This is a genomic window from Paenibacillus sp. FSL R7-0272, from assembly GCF_037969905.1.
Classification (GTDB): domain Bacteria; phylum Bacillota; class Bacilli; order Paenibacillales; family Paenibacillaceae; genus Paenibacillus; species Paenibacillus polysaccharolyticus.
The window spans coordinates 4,401,608-4,421,109 of sequence record NZ_CP150221.1 but is presented as its reverse complement, the minus strand read 5'-3'; the positions used below and the strand labels follow the sequence as shown (position 1 = coordinate 4,421,109).

At 43.4% G+C, this 19,502-nt stretch carries 17 protein-coding genes; 14 read left to right on the top strand and 3 right to left on the bottom strand.

All coding sequences use genetic code 11. From position 1 onward, the window contains the following. The first annotated feature begins 107 nt into the window (after positions 1–107). The 4 genes from typA to MKY23_RS19640 all read left to right on the top strand — a co-directional run bounded on the left by typA (position 108) and on the right by MKY23_RS19640 (position 4,259). Entirely contained in the window at positions 108–1,955 is a 1,848-nt protein-coding gene (gene typA, locus MKY23_RS19655; RefSeq protein WP_339831577.1) for a translational GTPase TypA, read from the top strand. Between the two features lie 310 nt (positions 1,956–2,265). After that, a complete protein-coding gene (locus MKY23_RS19650) occupies positions 2,266–2,562 on the top strand; it encodes a YlaH-like family protein (RefSeq protein WP_090923778.1) in 297 nt (98 codons plus the stop codon). Positions 2,563–2,652: 90 nt separating this feature from the next. Beyond that, positions 2,653–3,711, top strand: coding sequence for an LCP family protein (locus tag MKY23_RS19645; RefSeq protein ID WP_154957772.1), 1,059 nt, complete (start codon positions 2,653–2,655; stop codon positions 3,709–3,711). A 95-nt stretch (positions 3,712–3,806) separates the two neighbouring features. Continuing rightward, positions 3,807–4,259: a pyridoxamine 5'-phosphate oxidase family protein gene (locus MKY23_RS19640; RefSeq protein ID WP_090923776.1), complete on the top strand. Its 453-nt coding sequence runs from the start codon at positions 3,807–3,809 to the stop codon at positions 4,257–4,259. Between the two features lie 7 nt (positions 4,260–4,266). Here MKY23_RS19640 and MKY23_RS19635 read toward each other — a convergent pair whose 3' ends face one another. Beyond that, entirely contained in the window at positions 4,267–4,923 is a 657-nt protein-coding gene (locus MKY23_RS19635) for a YhcN/YlaJ family sporulation lipoprotein (RefSeq protein ID WP_154957771.1), read from the bottom strand. Between the two features lie 227 nt (positions 4,924–5,150). Between MKY23_RS19635 and MKY23_RS19630 the strand changes: the two genes are divergently transcribed. Next, positions 5,151–6,485, top strand: coding sequence for a PhoH family protein (locus tag MKY23_RS19630; RefSeq protein ID WP_339831573.1), 1,335 nt, complete (start codon positions 5,151–5,153; stop codon positions 6,483–6,485). A 245-nt stretch (positions 6,486–6,730) separates the two neighbouring features. Then, positions 6,731–8,002: an ABC transporter substrate-binding protein gene (locus tag MKY23_RS19625; RefSeq protein WP_339831571.1), complete on the top strand. Its 1,272-nt coding sequence runs from the start codon at positions 6,731–6,733 to the stop codon at positions 8,000–8,002. Here the strand turns inward: MKY23_RS19625 and MKY23_RS19620 are convergent. After that, on the bottom strand, positions 7,999–9,084 hold the full coding sequence (locus MKY23_RS19620) for a hypothetical protein (protein ID WP_339831569.1): 1,086 nt from the start codon (positions 9,082–9,084) through the stop codon (positions 7,999–8,001). The two genes, MKY23_RS19625 and MKY23_RS19620, sit on opposite strands and share 4 nt — an antisense overlap. 172 nt (positions 9,085–9,256) lie before the next feature. Next, a complete protein-coding gene (locus MKY23_RS19615; RefSeq protein WP_090923772.1) occupies positions 9,257–9,493 on the bottom strand; it encodes a DUF2626 domain-containing protein in 237 nt (78 codons plus the stop codon). A gap of 313 nt (positions 9,494–9,806) precedes the next feature. Here MKY23_RS19615 and MKY23_RS19610 point away from each other — a divergent pair, with 313 nt between their 5' ends. From MKY23_RS19610 to bshC, 8 genes are all read left to right on the top strand, one after another. Then, the gene (locus tag MKY23_RS19610) at positions 9,807–10,457 is read left to right on the top strand and encodes an RsfA family transcriptional regulator (protein ID WP_090923771.1); all 651 of its coding nucleotides are present in this window, start codon (positions 9,807–9,809) and stop codon (positions 10,455–10,457) included. 165 nt (positions 10,458–10,622) lie between these two features. After that, positions 10,623–11,594: a 2-dehydropantoate 2-reductase gene (locus tag MKY23_RS19605; protein ID WP_339831567.1), complete on the top strand. Its 972-nt coding sequence runs from the start codon at positions 10,623–10,625 to the stop codon at positions 11,592–11,594. After that, a complete protein-coding gene (locus MKY23_RS19600; protein WP_339831565.1) occupies positions 11,594–11,968 on the top strand; it encodes a DUF3397 domain-containing protein in 375 nt (124 codons plus the stop codon). The genes MKY23_RS19605 and MKY23_RS19600 overlap by 1 nt, the downstream gene beginning before the upstream one ends. Before the next feature lie 150 nt (positions 11,969–12,118). Continuing rightward, entirely contained in the window at positions 12,119–13,819 is a 1,701-nt protein-coding gene (locus MKY23_RS19595) for a peptide ABC transporter substrate-binding protein (protein WP_339831562.1), read from the top strand. Between the two features lie 190 nt (positions 13,820–14,009). After that, on the top strand, positions 14,010–14,942 hold the full coding sequence (locus MKY23_RS19590; protein WP_154957764.1) for an ABC transporter permease: 933 nt from the start codon (positions 14,010–14,012) through the stop codon (positions 14,940–14,942). 11 nt (positions 14,943–14,953) lie between these two features. After that, a complete protein-coding gene (locus MKY23_RS19585) occupies positions 14,954–15,871 on the top strand; it encodes an ABC transporter permease (RefSeq protein WP_260510933.1) in 918 nt (305 codons plus the stop codon). Between the two features lie 17 nt (positions 15,872–15,888). Beyond that, positions 15,889–17,658, top strand: a complete 1,770-nt coding sequence (locus tag MKY23_RS19580) for an ABC transporter ATP-binding protein (protein ID WP_339831559.1) — start codon at positions 15,889–15,891, stop codon at positions 17,656–17,658. Positions 17,659–17,814: 156 nt separating this feature from the next. Then, a complete protein-coding gene (gene bshC, locus MKY23_RS19575; protein ID WP_339831556.1) occupies positions 17,815–19,446 on the top strand; it encodes a bacillithiol biosynthesis cysteine-adding enzyme BshC in 1,632 nt (543 codons plus the stop codon). The last annotated feature ends 56 nt before the right edge of the window (positions 19,447–19,502 follow it).

Here is a 19,502-nt window from a genome sequence, read left to right as displayed (position 1 = left end):
TAGACATGCGTCGGGTTATCACCGACGCTTATTTTGTGAGTAACCTGCGATTTTGCGGGAAGTTTAGTAGATAAGAATTGAAATTGGAAAGGATATGGATACAAACCATGCATTCAAGAGAACACATTCGCAATATTGCGATTATTGCCCACGTCGACCACGGGAAAACAACACTCGTCGACAAGTTGCTCCAGCAATCCGGTACATTCCGTGACCACGAGACTGTACAGGAGCGCGCAATGGACTCCAACGATTTGGAGCGTGAACGCGGTATTACGATTTTGGCCAAAAACACGGCTATAACGTATAAAGATTACCTGATTAACATTGTAGATACACCTGGACACGCCGACTTCGGTGGTGAAGTAGAACGTATCATGAAAATGGTTGACGGCGTATTGCTCGTTGTTGACGCTTATGAGGGCTGCATGCCACAAACGAAGTTCGTACTTCGTAAAGCACTGGAGCACAACCTGACTCCAATCGTAATTGTAAACAAAATTGACCGTCCAGCGGCTCGTCCGGCTGAGGTTATTGATGAAGTACTTGACCTGTTCATCGAACTGGGTGCCAACGATCAACAACTTGAATTCCCTGTTGTATATGCTTCCGCATTGAACGGAACATCCAGCATGGAAGACGATCCTGCCAAACAAGATGACAACATGATGGCGATCTACGATACCATCGTAAGTCATATCCCTCATCCAACAGAGAACGTTGAAGAGCCACTGCAATTCCTCGTTACGCTGATGGACTACAATGAATACCTTGGACGTATCGCTATCGGTCGTGTAAACCGCGGTGTGATCCGTCAAGGCCAATCCGTTACTGTTATTATGCGTGATGGCAAAAGCAAAACAGCTCGTATCGAGAAACTGTTCGGTTTCCAAGGTCTGAAACGTGTTGAGACAGAGGAAGCTGGCGCAGGTGACATCGTGGCGATCGCAGGTATTAAGGATATCAACATCGGTGAAACGATTGCTGATCCGAACAACCCTGAAGCTTTGCCGGTTCTGAAAATTGATGAGCCAACACTGCAAATGACATTCCTCGTAAACAACAGTCCATTCGCAGGCCGCGAAGGTAAATGGGTTACTTCCCGTAAACTGCGCGAGCGTTTGTTAAAAGAATTGGAAACTGACGTATCTCTTCGTGTTGAAGAAACAGAGAGCCCGGATGCATTTATCGTTTCCGGACGTGGTGAACTTCACCTCGGTATCCTGATTGAAAATATGCGTCGTGAAGGGTATGAGCTTCAAGTATCCAAACCAGAAGTTATCATCAAAGAAGTTGACGGTAAGAAAATGGAGCCTGTTGAGCGCTTGTTGATTGACATCCCTGAAGAAAGCATGGGTTCCGTCATGGAGAGCCTGGGCGCACGTAAAGCAGAGATGGTTAACATGATCAACAATGGTAGCGGTCAAGTCCGTCTGGAGTTCCTGATTCCTGCACGTGGTCTGATTGGTTATAGCACGAACTTCCTCACATTGACTCGTGGTTATGGCGTAATGAACCATGCATTTGACAGCTACGCTCCAGTCGTATCCGGTCAAGTGGGTGGACGTCACCAAGGTGTACTGATTTCAACGGAAACGGGTACATCTACGTTCTACGGAATGATGGGTGTTGAGGATCGTGGTACGCTCTTCCTTGAGCCAGGTACAGAAATTTACGAAGGTATGGTCGTCGGTGAGCATACACGTGACAATGATATCGTTGTTAACATCTGTAAAGAAAAACAACTGACTAACGTTCGTTCTTCCGGTAAAGATGATACGGTTAAAATTAAAACGCCAATTATCTTCTCGTTGGAACAAGCGCTTGAATATTTGAACGATGATGAGTACTGTGAAATCACGCCGAAATCCATTCGTCTTCGTAAGAAACTTTTGAACAAATCCGAGCGTGAGCGTGCAGAAAAACAACGCAAAATGGCTCAAAATAACGCGTAATACCCACTACCCTAAGAGGTACAAAAGCCAATGTTTGAAGGGACATTATTGCACGATGGAACGATTCCTGTCTCTCGCCACTGGTAGTGGAGGGAGAGGAATCGATTCTGAAGAAGCGAAGCGCTCGCCTTTGTCACCGAATTTCAACACTTGAAAGAGTGTTCACAGAAATTCGGGGACAACAGCGATCAAAAGAACGATCCGATCTCGGAACGGTCGAACGAGCGCCTAAGAATCTCATTGTGCAGCAGTAAAGTCCATTCAATGATTGAATTTTGTACAGCATGATCATGAAAGGAGATGCCTTAACATGCAAGCATGGTTTGCATCACACCCGATCATCGCCTATATCGTCATCTTTGTACTGATTACTTACGTGTATAACAAGGTCTTTCGGGTACGTCAGAAATTGCCAATCGGTAAGGAAATTGTGTTGTATATCTTGATGGCGATGGGTACGTTCATGCTTCTTATTTTTCAGATCGATAAGTTGCCCATCATTCAATGTTTGTTGGTAGCTGTAGGTCTGATGCTGTTAGTGCGCGTGCGTTATTTCGTTGAAGGTCGTCAAAAGAAAAAAGCGGAAGCTTCCGCTCGAAACTCATAATGCTGTCTATGCATAAACACATCCGTTTTCCCTTGGGAAAGCGGTTGTGTTTTATGTAGACCAAACAGATGTGATAAAGGTGTTGAGAACATGACTTCAAATTCAAACGGACTGCCTCCACGAAGACAACCTTCGAATGCATCCGGTAATTCAGGCAACAAGAGCGGTAAGGGTAAGGCGCCGAAGAAGAAACGTATGCGCGCATTCTTCAGGGTGTTCCTCAGCCTGCTTGTGATCGGTATTCTGGTCGGTGGGGGATATATGTACTGGCTATACAACCAAGTTGCGAATACGGGAATAGATAAACCCGTTCCTCCAGGCATGTCGGCTACAACCAAACCGCTTACGATGTTGCTGCTTGGTACAGATAATCGTCCCGAAACAGGTACGTTTTTATCGGATGTTGTGATGGTTGCTGCACTTAATCCGAATACAAAGACTGCCACCGTGGTATCTTTACCGCGTGACACGCGTATTCAGCTGGACGGATATAAGTCGAACAAACTGAACGCTTATTATCCGCGATTTAAAACACAAGAAAAAACATCTGGCAAGAAGGCAGAAGACCAGATGAAGGATATGATGGGTAAGTACCTCGGTGTGGATATTAATTATACAACCGTTCTGAATTTTCAGGCTTTCCGTGATGCGATTAACGCTGTCGGTGGAGTGGATGTTACAGTAGATAAAAACATGTGTTACCGAGATACGGCTGACAATACAGATATTAATCTGAAGGCAGGAGCTCAGCACTTGGACGGAAAAGAAGCACTTGATTTTGTTCGCTATCGTAAGTCCAACTGTAAACCAAAAACGGCGGAGTCCAATGATTTTGATCGGAATAAACGTCAGAGCCAGGTAATGAATGCCATGCTGGATCAGATGAAGTCGCTTGGCGGAATCACCAAGATTGGCAAAGTGATCAGTGCGGTGGATAAAAACATGACCACGGATGTGGAATCCGAACAAATGAAAAACTTTATAGCAACCTATTGGAACATTTCCACCGCAGATGTACACTTTACTCCGGTTACAGGGGAGTGGAGAAGTCCTTATGTATATATCAATGAGACAGAATTGGCCAATGCCAAACAGGCACTGCAAGATACACTTTCAGGTAAAGTCACAGCGTCATCTCCAAAAGAATAGCAATCGTTTTGGGGATTGGAAGCTCGGTTCGCGGTGTGATATAATAACATCAACCAAGATGAGAATTGCATAAAGAAGGTTAGGGGGCTGGTTGAATGTCCGAAGCCGTCACACAGTTAACAGAATCTCTTTTACAGCAATTTAAAGACGAGACCTTTGTGCTTCTTAACACCGTGGATGTGGAATCTGGAGGTCCGACTTCTACAGCAATCTCCTGGATTTATGCTGAAAATGCATCAACTTTTCGTTTGGCAATTGATCATCGTTCCCGTCTGGTAAATAACATGAAACACAATCCGCTGGTTACAATTACTGTTTTTGGCGAAGAAATGGTGTATGCAGTCAATGGACGTGCTTCCGTGCAACAAGATCCATTGCAAGACGTACCCTTTAATATGTGCTGTTTCGACATTCGAATTGAAGCGGTGAGGAATGCGTTGTTTTATGGCGCTCAACTGTCCTCTGTGCCTCAATTTGTCAAAATATACGACCAACGTGCTGCTGAGAAGCTCGATGAGCAAGTCTTTGCGGCCATGAAAAAAGCCTAGTGAGAGATCACTGGGCTTTTTGTTGTCTTTTTTCCGATGTGTGTTGTTGCATGTATTGATCCTGGGCAGGTTCATCCGGGTTTTGACGAACTTTGACATCTTTCGGAAGCTGTGGAATGATACGGCCTACCATATCGGCAAGTTCTGAAGCGAAGCCGGAAATGGGATGGCCCTTACGAATATGCTCACCAATTTCTTTGATACGCTCCGTGACATCAGCATCGGCGGTTACGATGGAATCTACACCTTCCGGATCTTTGCGCAAAGCTTCTGCAACGGCATACTTAATGGTGCCAACGCGTGCCCGTTCGAGATCACCATCAACATCAATGCCGACAACCGCTGTGTTGCCGAGTATAACGCAGTTAGCATCCTGTACACCCTCAACTTGCTTGGCGAGTGCTTTGAGGTGACTCACTCGTTTTTTATTTGTCATTCTGCCCATTTCTGTATCATCCGCAACATTGAGATCATGTACCTCGCCCGTATTTTCGTTGAAGTGATCTAAGCGTGAAGGATTCATTCGATCTTCTTGCTGTGTTGTTATGTTTCCTCCGTAACTTCTAGGATGCATCTCATGCGGTTCCTGTGAAGCGTTACGTGTAGAAGTATTACAGCCGGTAAGAACAAAGATTAGAAGCAGCGTGCATATCCCCATTTTCATAAATGTTCATCCTTTCTTGGAGTTTTTCAGAATGGTTGACAATTATTTTGCCCTAGTCGAATACATTTATGTATGGGAGCATGATTGTCCATGCCGCTGCTGAAGATCACACGATCAAGATGAACTCGGGAATGAGGGGAAACGGAAGGCTCGTAAGAGCAACTTCGTCATTCCCGAGAACACGTTCCAGCCCATGCCTTTAACGACGCCGCTTTGGAGGGGATTGAATGAAAAAGATTTTTGTATTGGATACCAACGTGCTTCTGCATGATCCCAATGCCATATTTGCCTTTGAAGAACATGAGGTAATCATTCCCGCGGTTGTACTGGAGGAGATTGACTCCAAAAAAAGAAATGCCGATGAGATCGGCCGTAACGCACGCAACGTGTCCAGACTGCTGGATGGACTCAGGGAACTGGGTCACTTGCACAGTGGCGTACCTCTTGCGAATGGAGGCAATCTAAAAGTTGAGCTTAATCACCGCAGTTTTGTGAGAGTTCAGGAAATGTTCGGGGAAGTGTCCAATGACAATCGAATCTTGGCCGTCGCGCTGAATTATCAGATTGAAGAGAATGAAAAAGAATTGGTGGAGCGACAAGTTGTTCTTGTCAGTAAAGACGTTCTGGTACGGATCAAGGCGGACGTACTTGGACTGAACACACAGGATTACTTATCGGATCGGACTGCTGGGCTTAGCGAGTTGTACCCTGGATATACAGCGCTGAAAGTTCACCCGTCTGTCATTGATGAGTTTTACACATATCGTTTCTTGCCGATCAAACCGTTGCAATTGTCCTATTCTCTCTACCCGAATGAATTTGTCATTCTGAAAGATGAGATGGGTACGAACAAATCCGCTTTGCTTAAAGTGAATACTGAAGGTACAAAACTGGAGCCATTGTTCCTCAGTAATGATAATGTCTGGGGGATCAGCGCCCGAAATGCACAACAACGGATGGCGCTGGAGCTTCTGCTGAACGACGATATTCCGCTTGTGACGATAACGGGTAAAGCTGGCACGGGTAAAACACTGCTCGCCTTGGCAGCAGGATTGCTGAAAGTAGAGGATGATCACAAATACAAAAAGCTGCTGATCGCGCGTCCTGTAGTACCTATGGGCAAGGACATCGGGTATTTGCCAGGGGAGAAGGAAGAGAAGCTTCGTCCGTGGATGCAGCCGATATATGATAATCTTGAATTTTTATTTGATACGAAAAAGGCCGGAGATATAGATAAAATACTGATGGGTCTCGGCAGTATCCAAGTTGAAGCACTGACGTATATCCGCGGAAGATCGATTCCCGGCCAATTCATCATTATTGATGAAGCTCAGAACTTGTCTCGTCATGAAGTAAAAACGATCGTATCCCGGGTGGGGGAAGGGAGTAAAATTATATTGATGGGTGACCCTGAGCAGATTGACCACCCTTACCTGGATTCCGCAAGCAACGGATTGACCTACATTGTCGAACGTTTCAAACAAGAGGGAATCAGTGGGCATATTATGCTTGAAAAAGGAGAACGTTCCAAGCTGGCACAGCTTGCGGCAGACTTGTTATAACAAGTTTTTAATCGTTGCACATTTGGATTTATTTCCCGGAAAATGTTTTAAAGCAAGCCGACTTTTAAAGTCGGCTTTTTTTGCTGAAAAAATTAAAATCAAATGTTATACAGAACTGGATATGCTCTTAATATGCAAAATACAAGAAAAGTGTTTTTTGGCAGGGTAGGACAAGAGCACTACATATTTGTTACAATAATGGTTGCGAGAAAATATAAAACAAGTTATTTCAAGGGGGAGAGTGAATGAAGCGTAGACATCAGGTTGTTTTATTTGCAGTTTTACTGCTTTCGCTAACCATCCTTTCACCTAGCTTTGATTTTAGAGGTTCGCAGCATAATCAGGGACGAAATCAAGAGAAAGATACATACACGGGTGTTTCATCCCGTAATGAGGATACAAGTGCCCCTCTCGATGTATTGGTATCTATGTCAGAAGAGGAGTTTGCGTCTTTTCAAAAAGTGGCTAAAGAAGTAGCGGCTTCTATTTATGTTGAGGTTAATCTCCGCAATGTGGAACCGAAGGAGTATAAAGAAGTGCTGGATCGGGAGTTTTCTTTGGGAGAGAACGGAGATATTATTTTATTGGATAGTGACCAAGTACAACATTATGCCAGAAAAGGATATTTGCTTCCTTTGAATGCGACAACGCTTTCCAAAGCTCTTGGTGATTCAGCTGCTGAGTTGCGAGGAATGACAGAGTGGAATGGATATCAATGGGCAATGCCCTTTGATGTAGATCCTTATGTGATGGGAGTAATACCCTCATACTTGAATGAGGCTGGATTGCAGGGCTTTCCACAGAATAGGGAGCAATGGTCCAAATTGATCAAGGAATCTCAAACAAAGAGCGCACCTTTGATTTCGTTGAATATAGATGATATTTACCAAGCAAGTGCGTGGTTGAGTTATTTGCCGCCAGGAATGAGTCCCGACCAGATACTAACCATGCAACTTACCTCTATGACAAATGAATTTCAACAGGGGGTAAGCTTACTCGGCGAGCTTCAACCCCATATTGTGACTATGTCAGTAGATCCAGTATTATCTGCTTCGGATTATAAGGTGCAAACTCCGATGTTTGTATCTACACTATCTCGTATTTTACATGCAGATGAGGTTGCCAAAGGTCGGGGAACGTTTAGTTCACCTGTCTCTTTGCAGGCTTTGCGGGCGGTAGAATCCAGAAGTCTGGTCATTACAGCAGGAACTACGGAAGCCGATGCAGCAAGTCGGTGGATTGAAGGCATGGCTTCGGCAGTAACGCAGAAAAAGTGGTATAAACAAACCAAACGTTTGCCTGCAAGACAACAAGAGAGTGAGAAGGAAGTTGGGGAGGTTAGGAGTCGGTACAGTATGGTTCTAAATCAACCCTGGTTTGGCAAAGAGTCTCCGGTACAATGGATTGAAAACAAAACGAAGATCGAACGTTTTCAAAAACGGGTTCAACAGGTTCTCGAAGGGGAGATCAGTGCTGCCCAGTATGTGAGCAGCATCAGAAAAACGGTTAACCCCTAGAATGAAATTGCTAATTTCACTTCCAAAACCCCTTCATCTGTAGAAACATCCGTAGCTTTGACAAAGGACAGAATTTTTTGCGGATAAAAACCGAGATCAAACTCTTTCTCCAACATGTTGCGTGTTGTGTCAGGCAGTTCAAGCTGATTGAACACCAGTTTATCCACATGAAAACGAATTGCATTTTGCGGTTCGTTCTCGACCGTATAGTGACCTTCAATGCTTAATTGCAACTGATCACGCTTACCCGAAGCTGTAATTTTATTCGAATCAAATGTGAACGCAAAATCGTTAAAAATTTCATTTTGTGAACGTAAAAACGTATTTAGTTCGTCCTGAGCAATACGAATGGTATAGGTTGTTCCTGTGGTGGATATCGCTCCGTTTTGTTTTTGTACAAAATCAGGCAAGTTTTGCATGGCTGACGCCAATGCCTTGAAATAACGTTTTACCTCGTAAATGCCGACGTTCTCCCAATACAACGTTAATTCATTCATTAATTTTTGAATAGCTGCCGCGTCACCGCTGGCGGTTATTTGCTTATCCACTTCTTTTTGCAGTAGGGCCACCCTTGTTCGCTGGTTTTCCAGATTGGTTTTCATCTGGGTAAGCTCCATAGAGGTTTGGCGGATTCGATCAGACGTATGTTGCAATTCATTATAGCGAGTCTGATACTTGTCCAAAACAGCTTGATCTTTACCAATGATGATTTGATAGTAGTCATATAGAACAAACAAATCCTTAAATGACCTTGCTCCAAGCACTGTCATGAGCAGGCTGTCACGCTCTCCTGTGTAATAGGATCTTACAACAGCTCCGGCCCGGTCTTGCTGGATATGTATTTCCTTTTCCTGTTGTAGCAGTTGGGCAGATAATGTCTCATGTTGCTTGGCTAATTGCGTCTGCTGTTCACTAATACGTTTAATTTCATGATCAATCTCTACGATAGATAATGTTTTTTGAAGAATGGCTTGCGTGTCTTCTGGCGAAGTCTCTCCATAAACGTATGATGAGGCAGATTGCACAAACAATATGATAATGAACAAGATGGCGATTAGGCCATATCGATGCTTCACAATCATTCTCCTTTCTTTCATCCTTGTAAAATCATGCAGATGAGAACTCTTCCAAACAATATATGAAATCCATACGAAAAATATCCTTAGTGGTTACATACCATTATATCTTCATATGTAATCTGACAACAAAAAAACAATCCGACAAGAGCCGGATTGTTTTGATGCTGCTGGCGGATTAGAGCGGCAGTCCCATTTGAAATACAGTCCAGTAGCTGAACCCTGTGAACGTTACGATCATATAACCCCAAAAGAGCAATATATACGTACGTTCTGTAAACTTCAAGTATCCCAAAAGGACAAAAAACGCAGTCTGCAGGAAGAAAAGCAAAGCCATTTCGACTAAGTCTCCTGCAAAAGCCATCAGGCCAATCGCAAGCGTGAAGAACCCGAGTACCCGAAACATGCGTGCCACGGTAAATCCTCCTCTCTTATGTACGTTCATAGATTGTCTACATAATATTATACCGACAAAGGAAAAACGTGTAAACAAATTTGGGTATGAAAGCGAATTCTTTTTTTATCAGCTTAGGATTAAAGTGTTCAGAATTATACCGATCACGTATGAGGGAACCTGAATGTGGAAATACATTTTAGTATGAAATCAATTCTATGAACTCTATGAGAGGCATAAGATTGAGTAAAGCAACTTTTATACCTAATTCACATAACGGGTTACCGGTTATGGGGACGGTTATTTCAGGATGGTGTTAGGAGGGTATTATAGCATGACTGCAGTGAGACAGGATGCTTGGAGCACAGAGGATGATTTGATTTTGGCAGAGGTTACATTGCGTCATATTCGGGAAGGCAGTACGCAGCTAGCCGCTTTTGAAGAAGTGGGAGAAAAAATAGGCAGAACTTCGGCCGCCTGTGGGTTCCGTTGGAACAGCTGTGTGCGTAAGAAGTATGAATCAGCGATCAGCAATGCTAAAGCACAAAGGCAGAAGCGGAGCTATCTTAGAAAACAGCCGGCAATGCTTGGTCCACAGGTTGCTGCACTGGCAACATTAGACGCCGAGGAAGGTCTCTTTAAGACGGAAGGTGTGTCAGATGAAACCCTATCTATGGATGCGGTCATCCGTTTCCTAAGGCAGTGGAAAGGAACTGCGCAGGAGAGCAATCGTCAGCTTAAAATGCTTGAGAAGGAATTGCGTGAGAAGGAAGACGAACTGCTTGAATTACGTTGTGAGAACGACCGACTTTCCAAAGAAGTTAATGAGGTTCAAACCGATTATCGTGTCGTGAACGATGATTACAAAGCATTGATCCAGATTATGGATCGTGCACGCAGGCTTGCTTTTTTATCCGAAGAAGAAGAAGAACTCAAGACAAGGTTCAAAATGGATGCTAACGGAAATCTGGAACGAATCGAGTAGCGATATTCAAAATTAAAGTAACCTTGTAATATTTGCCCGCCAAACCTCCGTAATCATACGGCTGGTATGACGGGTTTTTAGTTGTGTGCATTTTGTACTATTATAGAAGAAGATTTTTCGGTTTGATTCAAAAGGTACAGGAAATGACCAGAACAGGGGGATCAGATGATTATAGATGTAGTAGGAGCAGGTTCGCTAGGACTTCTATATGGAGGGAAGTTGCAAGCATCGGGTGAAAGAGTACGTTTTTGGACTAGAACATCAGTGCAGGCCGATCAGCTTAAACGAGATGGAATTAGGATTACCGAGAAGGATGCGGAAATTCACATCAGGCCGTACGAGATTCAAGCTTACCCGATATCCCAACTGGCGAATCATTGGAACAAGACACCTGGAGACTGGATGCTGCTCACTGTGAAGCAAACTCATATTAATGATTTTATTGAACAGGCAGCAACGTTAAAGTTAGAGATACGGCAGCCATTCAAGATTGCTTGTTATCAAAATGGTCTTGGTCATCTGGAGAAGCTACAGGCTGCTTTGCCGAGTGCATTGCTGTGCAGTGCGATTACAACCGAAGGGGCTAAACGTACCAAGGGTGAGGTAAACCGGGCAGGTTACGGAAAAACACATTTGGGCCTGAGTATGAGTTTGGCGAAAATGAACGTGGGAATAATAGATGAACAACAAATATTTACTTTAGCCAGGGTTGTGCAACAGGCAGGATTTGACTGTACAGTGTCGAATGAAATCGATAAGCTGATATACAGAAAACTGCTCATTAATGCGGTTATCAACCCGCTTACGGCAATATGGAGAATCCCCAATGGTGAATTGCTTCACATGAAGGAACGAGTTAGCATTATGCACCAGTTGTATGATGAGGCAATGACCGTGTATGGAGCTATGAACGTACAATTGGAAGGCGATTTATGGGATCAGATTCAAGGGGTATGCCGCGACACTGCTTCGAATACGTCCTCCATGCTGGCAGATGTACTACATAAACGCATAACAGAGGTTGAATCTATTAACGGATCAATTATAAGAATGGCAAAGGAGTTAAATCTGAAGGTACCTACACATGAAGTGCTTTTTCATTTGATTCAAGGGATGCAATCAGAAGGGGTGAGTTAATGGGGTTTTTCATCGTATTGAGTTTATTGCCCTTTTTTCCTTTTTTACTCGTGTATTGGGGCATGATGGTATGGAAGAAAGATAAGGTGATTGCATTGCGAGCAGCTATGGACGTCACTACATTTTTCCTTATTTTCTCCGTTTCTGCGTTATTCAACTTAACATTTGATTCGAATTTTGGTTTTTATCTGACATTAATACTCATACTAATAGCGCTTGGTTTTATCGGGGGTGCGCAAAATCGACTAAAAGGAAAGGTCGATGGGGGAAGAATGTTCCGGGCCGTATGGCGCATGTCATTTGTGATGATGAGTTTTGGATATGTTTTATTTACTTTATTTGGATTATTTAGATACATTATGAACCAGATGTGAGGTTACATAACGCAAAATCCCAAAAAGATGTGGCGATTTTGTCGAAAACTGAAAAAAACATTACTTTCTGAAAAAGTAATGTAGATTTTTTTGACCGGTGGTTGTATAATCTATAAACATAAACCACATCAATTTAGGGGGAAAAGTTAGATGAAAAGGAAAAGTCTATTAGTCCTTTTGACGCTGATCTTGGCGTTCGGTACCGTACTTGCAGCGTGCGGATCGAAAAATGAAGGCACAGGTACCACACCAGATAACAATTCTGCAAGCGGAGAAAAGGCTCTTGCCAAAGATCAGGTTCTAAAAATTAACTTAACGGCTGAACCTCCTACGTTTGACCCTGCTCAAGCCAAAGACAGTCAAACGAACACGGTTTTGAAATTTTTGTATGAAGGTCTGGTACGTATCGACGCAAATGGTAAAGAAGCCGCTGGTGTCGCTAAAGACTGGACAATTTCTGAAGATGGTTTGAAATATGTATTCAACCTGAACCCAGATGTTAAATGGAGTAACGGTGACGCAATTACTGCCGAAGACTTTGTTCGTTCTTGGGAACGTGCTTTGAAACCGGAAACAGCTTCTCCTTATGCATACCAATTGTACTACATCAAGGGCGCTGAAGGTTTCAACAAGAGCAAAGATAAAGACTACAAAGGAACTAAAATTACTGATTTCGCTCAAGTAGGTGTTAAAGCTAAGGACGAGCACACACTTGAAGTTACATTGGAAAACCCAACGCCTTACTTCTTGGGTCTGACAGCATTCTATACGTACTATCCAGTACACAAATCTGCTGACACGAATGACAAATTCTTCACAGACTATAAAAACATGATTGTTAACGGTCCGTTTGTAATGGATCAATATGCAAAAGGTCAAAAGATTGTTGTGAAGAAAAATGAAGGCTACCATGCAGCTTCAGATATCAAATTGACTCAAATTGATATGTCTCTGACAAGTAGCAGTGCTTCCGAACTGCAAGCTTACAAATCAGGACAATTGGACTATACTGGTGCACCTAACGGTGAGGTTCCTACGGACCAAATTCCTTCTTTGAAAGCTGAGTTGCCAAACGAGTTCAAAGCTACTGGTATTGCAAGCACGTACTATTATCAGTTCAACGTACACGAAGCACCATTCAACAATGCTAAAATCCGTAAAGCATTTGCAATGTCCATTCAACGTCAGCTGATTGTTGATAAAGTAACACAAGGTGGACAAATTCCAGCATTCGGATTCGTTCCTCCAGGTATCCGTGGTGAAAACGGCGAATTCCGCGACGAGCACAAAGACGACTACTTCACTGAAAATGTGGATGAAGCTAAGGCATTGCTTGCTGAAGGTATGAAAGAAGAAGGCTATACTACGTTGCCAGCAGTCACTTTGATTTACAACACAAGTGACAATCACGCTAAAATTGCTTTGGCAATTGCTGATATGTGGAAAAAGAACCTTGGTGTTGACGTGAAAACTGAAAACCAAGAGTGGGGCGTATTCCTTGAGAACCGCCAAAATCAAAACTTCCAAATCGCTCGTGCGGGCTGGTCTGCTGACTACAACGATCCGTACAACTTCTTGGAAATGTGGACTACTGGTAACACAAACAACGACTCTAAATTCAGCAACGAGCAGTATGATAAAGATGTAAAAGACACTGTGAAAACAGCTGATGCAGCTGCACGTATGACTGCTTTTGCTGATGCTGAGAAAATTTTGGTTCAAGATGAAATGGCTGTAATGCCTATCTACTACTACACTAACGTATCTTTGACTAAGCCTTACCTGAAAGGTGTACAACTTGATTTCAGTGGAGCGATTGACTTCACACGTGCATATCTGGAAGAGAAGTAAGTTGTTCTGAAGTCTAATATGATTGCTTCGGGATATATATGTGGAATTCCATATATATCCCGATTTTTTTGTATGTGCACTGATTTTCCTTATAATTCTTGAAATTTCCGATAAATGGATTGGACTTTATTGTGGTCTGATTCTACAATCGATTTGTATACAAAATATTGTTTGTGGAGGTGTGCAAGGGTTGGTTAAGTACGTTTTGAAAAAACTGCTATTTATGCTGCTATCGCTTTTCATACTCGCATCGATGACTTTCTTCCTGATGAAGGCCATTCCTGGTGACCCTTTTACATCGGAGAAAAAAGTTTCACCTGAAATTCGGGTTCTTCTTGAAGAAAAGTATGGCCTGAATAAACCGATGTATGAACAATACCTGAAGTACATGGGTGGGATCGTTAAAGGGGACTTCGGAGTTTCAATGAAGTATCTAAACCGTGATGTCTCTGACATGATTGGTGAAACATTCACAGCTTCGTTGAAATTAGGTGTATTTGCAATCATCATCTCCATTATTGTAGGGGTGTTGCTTGGTCTGCTTGCAGCAGTATATCACCGTAAATTGATTGATGATGTGACTATGGTGCTTGCTGTCATAGGAATCGCCGTGCCTAGTTTCTTGCTCGCATCGTTATTACAGTACGTGTTTGCGTTTAAACTAGGCTGGTTTAACGTTATGGGCTTTGATGGGCCGCTTGACTACGTTCTGCCTGTTGCTGCGCTGTCCGCATCACCGATTGCCTTTATCGCACGTCTAACGCGTTCAAGCATGCTGGAAGTTTTACATGCAGACTATATTAAAACGGCGAAAGCCAAAGGTTTGAAATGGCCTGCCATCATGTTTAAGCACGTTGTACGGAACGGTATTTTGCCTGTTGTCACGTATGTAGGACCAATGACGGCTAACATTATTACAGGTTCTGTTGTAATTGAGCAGATCTTTAACATTGGTGGAATTGGTAAAGTATTTGTCGAGAGTATTACGAATCGGGATTACACTATGATTATGGGAATTACTATTTTCTATGGTATTCTCCTAATGTTAGCGCGTTTCCTTACAGATATCGCTTACGTATTGGTTGATCCTAGAATTAAGCTGGAAAGCCGGAAGGGGGCATAACGTTGTCTGGCATGAATAATAACAATAATGGAACGGCGAATACTGACCTGAACAGTCAGGCAGCGGTAAAGCCGCAAGAAAGTATTTCCCTTTTTAGAGACGCGATGTACAGACTGGCAACCAATAAAGCCGCAATGATTAGCCTTGGTGTGCTGGTGCTTGTTGTATTGTTTGCTATAATTGGACCAACTTCTTTGTTTACGAAGTACAATTATTATTCGAATGATCTGCTTAATTCGAACGCTGCTCCAAGTGCGGATCACTGGTTTGGTACAGATGATCTGGGCCGTGATGTGTGGGTAAGAACATGGGTAGGCGCACGTGTCTCCTTGACAGTAGGTCTGGCTGCGGCGTTAATTGACCTTGTGATCGGGGTTATCTACGGTGCGATCATGGGTTTCTACGGTGGACGAGTTGATGGGATTATGAATAAGTTCTCCGAGATTTTGTATTCTTTGCCTTACATGTTGGTTGTTATCTTGTTGCTGGTTGTTTTGGAGCCAAGTCTTACAACGATTATTATTGCCCTTACCATTACAGGCTGGATTAGTATGTCCTGGATTGTACGTGGTGAGATTATGCAACTGAAAAATAGAGACTTTATCCTTGCTGCAAGATCGATGGGTGCAAGTACTGGACGTCAATTGTTCCGTCACTTGTTGCCAAATGCGGTTGGACCGATTATCGTTACATTGACATTGTCTATTCCAAATGCGATCTTTGCAGAGGCGTTCTTGAGCTTCCTCGGTCTGGGTGTATCTGCACCAAGATCTTCCCTTGGATCCATGATTAATGATGCACTTACAGGCTGGACGCTTTATCCATGGCGGATGTGGTTCCCAGCTGGTTTGATGGTTATTACAATGCTTGCATTTAATTTGCTCGGTGATGGACTGCGGGACGCACTTGATCCGAAATTACGTAAATAGAAAGAGGAGGTGGGATTATGGAGCCGATTTTAACAGTCAAAGACTTAAGTGTATCGTTTTCGACGCGCTCGGGTGAATTTGATGCCGTTAAAAATGTGAGTTTCGAAATTGGCAAAGGAGAAACGCTAGGGATCGTAGGTGAATCCGGTAGTGGTAAGAGTGTTACCGCCCAGACGATCATGAAATTGATCCCTTCCCCGCCTTCGAAGGTTAAGAGCGGAGATATTACGTTTCACGGGCAGGATCTGCTGAAAAAGACAGATAAACAAATGGAAGCCATTCGTGGTAAAGATATCGGTATGATCTTCCAGGATCCAATGACTTCCTTGAATCCTACGATTAAAATTGGTAAACAGATTACAGAAGTATTGCGTAAACACCAAAACATGTCCAAGCAGGCAGCGAACAAAGCAGCTCTTGAGATGCTTGAACTTGTAGGTATCAAAAATGCAGCGATTCGCATGAATCATTATCCACACCAATTCTCTGGTGGTATGCGTCAACGTGCGATGATTGCAATTGCACTTGCTTGTCGTCCATCTTTGCTGATTGCGGATGAGCCGACAACAGCACTCGACGTTACCATTCAGGCTCAAATTCTGGATGTTATGAAAGACATGCAGAAAAAGCTTGGAACATCCATTATGTTGATTACGCATGATCTTGGCGTTGTAGCGGGCATGTGTGATCGTGTGGTTGTCATGAAGGAAGGCGAAGTTGTAGAAACAGGGACAACAGCTGAAATCTTCAGTAACCCACAGCATCCTTATACGATTAAATTGTTAAACGCTCTCCCGCGTCTGGACGAGCCGAAAAAGGAAAAGCCAACTCCGGTAGGTATTGTCAAAGGAAGTAACAAACCTTTGGTTCAAGTGAAAAATCTGAAACAATACTTTAACCTTGGCAAAGGTAACATCCTTAAAGCTGTAAATGATGTGAGCTTCGACATCTTTGAAGGGGAAACCCTTGGTGTTGTAGGTGAGTCAGGTTGCGGGAAATCGACGACTGGACGCACCATTCTGCGCCTTTATGAGCCAACTGGCGGAAGTGTGAACTTCAATGGTACGGATATTTACAAATTGTCCCCACGCAAGATGAAAGAAATGCGTAAAGACATGCAGATGATTTTCCAGGATCCATATGCTTCACTGAACCCGCGTTTTAACGTTATGGATATTATCGGAGAGTCTTTGGATATTCACGGGCTGGCAACAAGCTCTAAAGAACGTAAGAGACGTGTAGAAGAGCTGTTGGACCTCGTAGGTCTTAACCCAAGTCATGCTTTGCGTTATCCGCATGAATTTTCCGGTGGACAAAGACAGCGGATCGGGATTGCTCGTGCTCTTGCCGTTGATCCGAAATTTATCATCTGTGATGAGCCGCTTTCTGCACTGGATGTATCCATTCAAGCTCAGGTTGTTAAATTGCTCGAGGAGTTGCAGCAACGTCTTGGGTTGACATACCTCTTTATCGCCCACGACTTGTCCATGGTGAAACATATCAGTGACCGTGTTGCGGTTATGTATATGGGTAAAGTAGTAGAATTGGCTGAGAGTGAAGAATTGTACGCGAATCCAATTCATCCATACACCAAAACATTGCTTTCTGCGATCCCTGTTCCAGATCCGGAAGTGGAAGCAAATAAACGTCGCATTTTATTGCCGGATGAACAATCTGGACCAATCCAGAATGCTTCGGGCGGTCCTAAAAATGACCCGTATAATTTGGAAAATGCTCAATTGATTGAGGTTTCCAAAGGACACTGGGTTGCAGAACCCTACGTATAATAGTTTCGAAAACGAATATGCTATTATATACATCATAACCGCCGATTTAAATCGGCGGTTTTTTTTCATATATTTGTGACTTTGTTTTGACGAAGAGCTACTGAATTCGGTACAATCAAGGAAGGCTCTTTAGAAGCAGAATAGGAGGCAGACCTCATGAAAGGGATCACCGAGGCGCTCCGCAGCGGATCAAAGCTTGCAGAAGATTATCTCTGTACGACAGATGCTGCGCGAAGCCTTTATGAATATGACATTCGCTGGGAAAACGGCCTCCACGCGCGTGCTGAATGGCTGAAACAATCGGAGCATACACGTGTTGACCGTCATGAACTGGCGGCGTATTTACGTTTATATAATAAGCGAGTAAATGATCATGACAAGGTTCATGCTTCGATTACCCGCCTAGTTGAAGAAGATGCACTCGTCGTTACGGGTGGACAACAGAGTGGCTTGTTCACCGGACCATTGTTTGTGATATACAAAGCAGCCAGTGTGGTCGCCGCTGCGCGTGAAGCTGAACAGCAATTGAAACGTCCTGTAATTCCAGTGTTCTGGATTGCGGGAGAAGACCATGACTGGGATGAGGTAAATCATACGTATTTGCCTGATAAGCAAGGACAGATTCACAAAGTTAAACTGCAAGGGCATTTTAAAGGTAAGGACTCGGTAAGTTATGTGGAAGTAAAGTGGGATCAGTGGGAAACGGTGTTGAATCAAGTGGAACAATTATTGCCTGATACCATGCATAAGCCTGGATTAATAAAGCTGATCACAGAAATCCATCAGTCGAGTACGAATCTAAGTGATGCGTTTGCGCGAATGATATCGGCCTTGTTTGCAAAGACTGGACTGGTACTCATGGATGCTGCCGATCCTGAATTGCGTAAGTTAGAAAAGCCCATATTTGAGCGTTTGATCCGGAAGAATGATTCGTTGCGGGAAGCCTATTTACAAGGGGCATCGCTTGTAGAACAAGCGGGTTATTCGACATCAGCAGAAGTGGCTGAAGATGGGGCCAATCTCTTTTATATTCATGAAGGCACCCGTTTGCTTTTGATGCTGAAAGATAACTTGTATCAGGATCGTAAGGGGTTAGTTTCCTTTACAGAAGAACGTTTGTTACAAGAATTGGAAGATCACCCTGAGCGTTTTAGTAACAACGTACTCACCCGTCCTTTGATGCAAGATTCATTGTTGCCTGTCGCTGCAGTTATTTTAGGGCATGGAGAAATTGCATATTGGGGTCTTACACGTGAGGCGTTCCGTGCTTTTGGGCTACAAATGCCGATATTATTGCCTCGTCTATCCTTCACGATTATGGAGGAAGTGCAACACAAATATATGAAACAATACGGACTTTCTTTCCAGGATGTACAGAACCAACTGGAAGAAAAGAAAGCACAATGGCTAACGCAGCAGGAAACCTTCCAAGTTGATGAACAATTCACGCAGATCCGTGAGCAGTTTATGACGCTCTATCGTCCGCTATTGGATCAGGTTGCAGAAGTGCATCCCGGATTGAACCGGATTGGTGAAGCGAATTTAGCCAAAATGAATGAACAGATTCAGTATCTGGAGCGTCAGGTTCGCAAGGCAATCGAGGATAAACATCAAGTGAGTTTGAGGCATTGGAACGGTATTCAGAATGCTCTGTTCCCAATGGGAAAACCCCAGGAACGAGTACATAATGCACTCTTTTACCTGAATCGTTATGGAACGGACTGGATTGAGGAATTGATTAAAGCATCTGCTGAATTCCGGGGCGAACACAAGGTTATATCCTTGTAAGTATCTATTTAGATTATATTGATGTTTATAATAGAAGAAACACATTTGAGGAGGAG

Excerpts from the sequence above, each read along its gene's own strand:
- MKY23_RS19635 (WP_154957771.1), bottom strand. The coding sequence starts at position 4,923 with ATGAAAATGGGGATATGCACGCTGCTTCTAATCTTTGTTCTTACCGGC.
- MKY23_RS19640 (WP_090923776.1), top strand. The coding sequence starts at position 3,807 with ATGTCCGAAGCCGTCACACAGTTAACAGAATCTCTTTTACAGCAATTT.
- MKY23_RS19620 (WP_339831569.1), bottom strand. The coding sequence starts at position 9,084 with ATGATTGTGAAGCATCGATATGGCCTAATCGCCATCTTGTTCATTATC.
- MKY23_RS19630 (WP_339831573.1), top strand. The coding sequence starts at position 5,151 with ATGAAAAAGATTTTTGTATTGGATACCAACGTGCTTCTGCATGATCCC.
- typA (WP_339831577.1), top strand. The coding sequence starts at position 108 with ATGCATTCAAGAGAACACATTCGCAATATTGCGATTATTGCCCACGTC.
- MKY23_RS19595 (WP_339831562.1), top strand. The coding sequence starts at position 12,119 with ATGAAAAGGAAAAGTCTATTAGTCCTTTTGACGCTGATCTTGGCGTTC.
- MKY23_RS19605 (WP_339831567.1), top strand. The coding sequence starts at position 10,623 with ATGATTATAGATGTAGTAGGAGCAGGTTCGCTAGGACTTCTATATGGA.
- MKY23_RS19585 (WP_260510933.1), top strand. The coding sequence starts at position 14,954 with ATGAATAATAACAATAATGGAACGGCGAATACTGACCTGAACAGTCAG.
- bshC (WP_339831556.1), top strand. The coding sequence starts at position 17,815 with ATGAAAGGGATCACCGAGGCGCTCCGCAGCGGATCAAAGCTTGCAGAA.
- MKY23_RS19580 (WP_339831559.1), top strand. The coding sequence starts at position 15,889 with ATGGAGCCGATTTTAACAGTCAAAGACTTAAGTGTATCGTTTTCGACG.
- MKY23_RS19645 (WP_154957772.1), top strand. The coding sequence starts at position 2,653 with ATGACTTCAAATTCAAACGGACTGCCTCCACGAAGACAACCTTCGAAT.
- MKY23_RS19650 (WP_090923778.1), top strand. The coding sequence starts at position 2,266 with ATGCAAGCATGGTTTGCATCACACCCGATCATCGCCTATATCGTCATC.
- MKY23_RS19625 (WP_339831571.1), top strand. The coding sequence starts at position 6,731 with ATGAAGCGTAGACATCAGGTTGTTTTATTTGCAGTTTTACTGCTTTCG.
- MKY23_RS19610 (WP_090923771.1), top strand. The coding sequence starts at position 9,807 with ATGACTGCAGTGAGACAGGATGCTTGGAGCACAGAGGATGATTTGATT.
- MKY23_RS19600 (WP_339831565.1), top strand. The coding sequence starts at position 11,594 with ATGGGGTTTTTCATCGTATTGAGTTTATTGCCCTTTTTTCCTTTTTTA.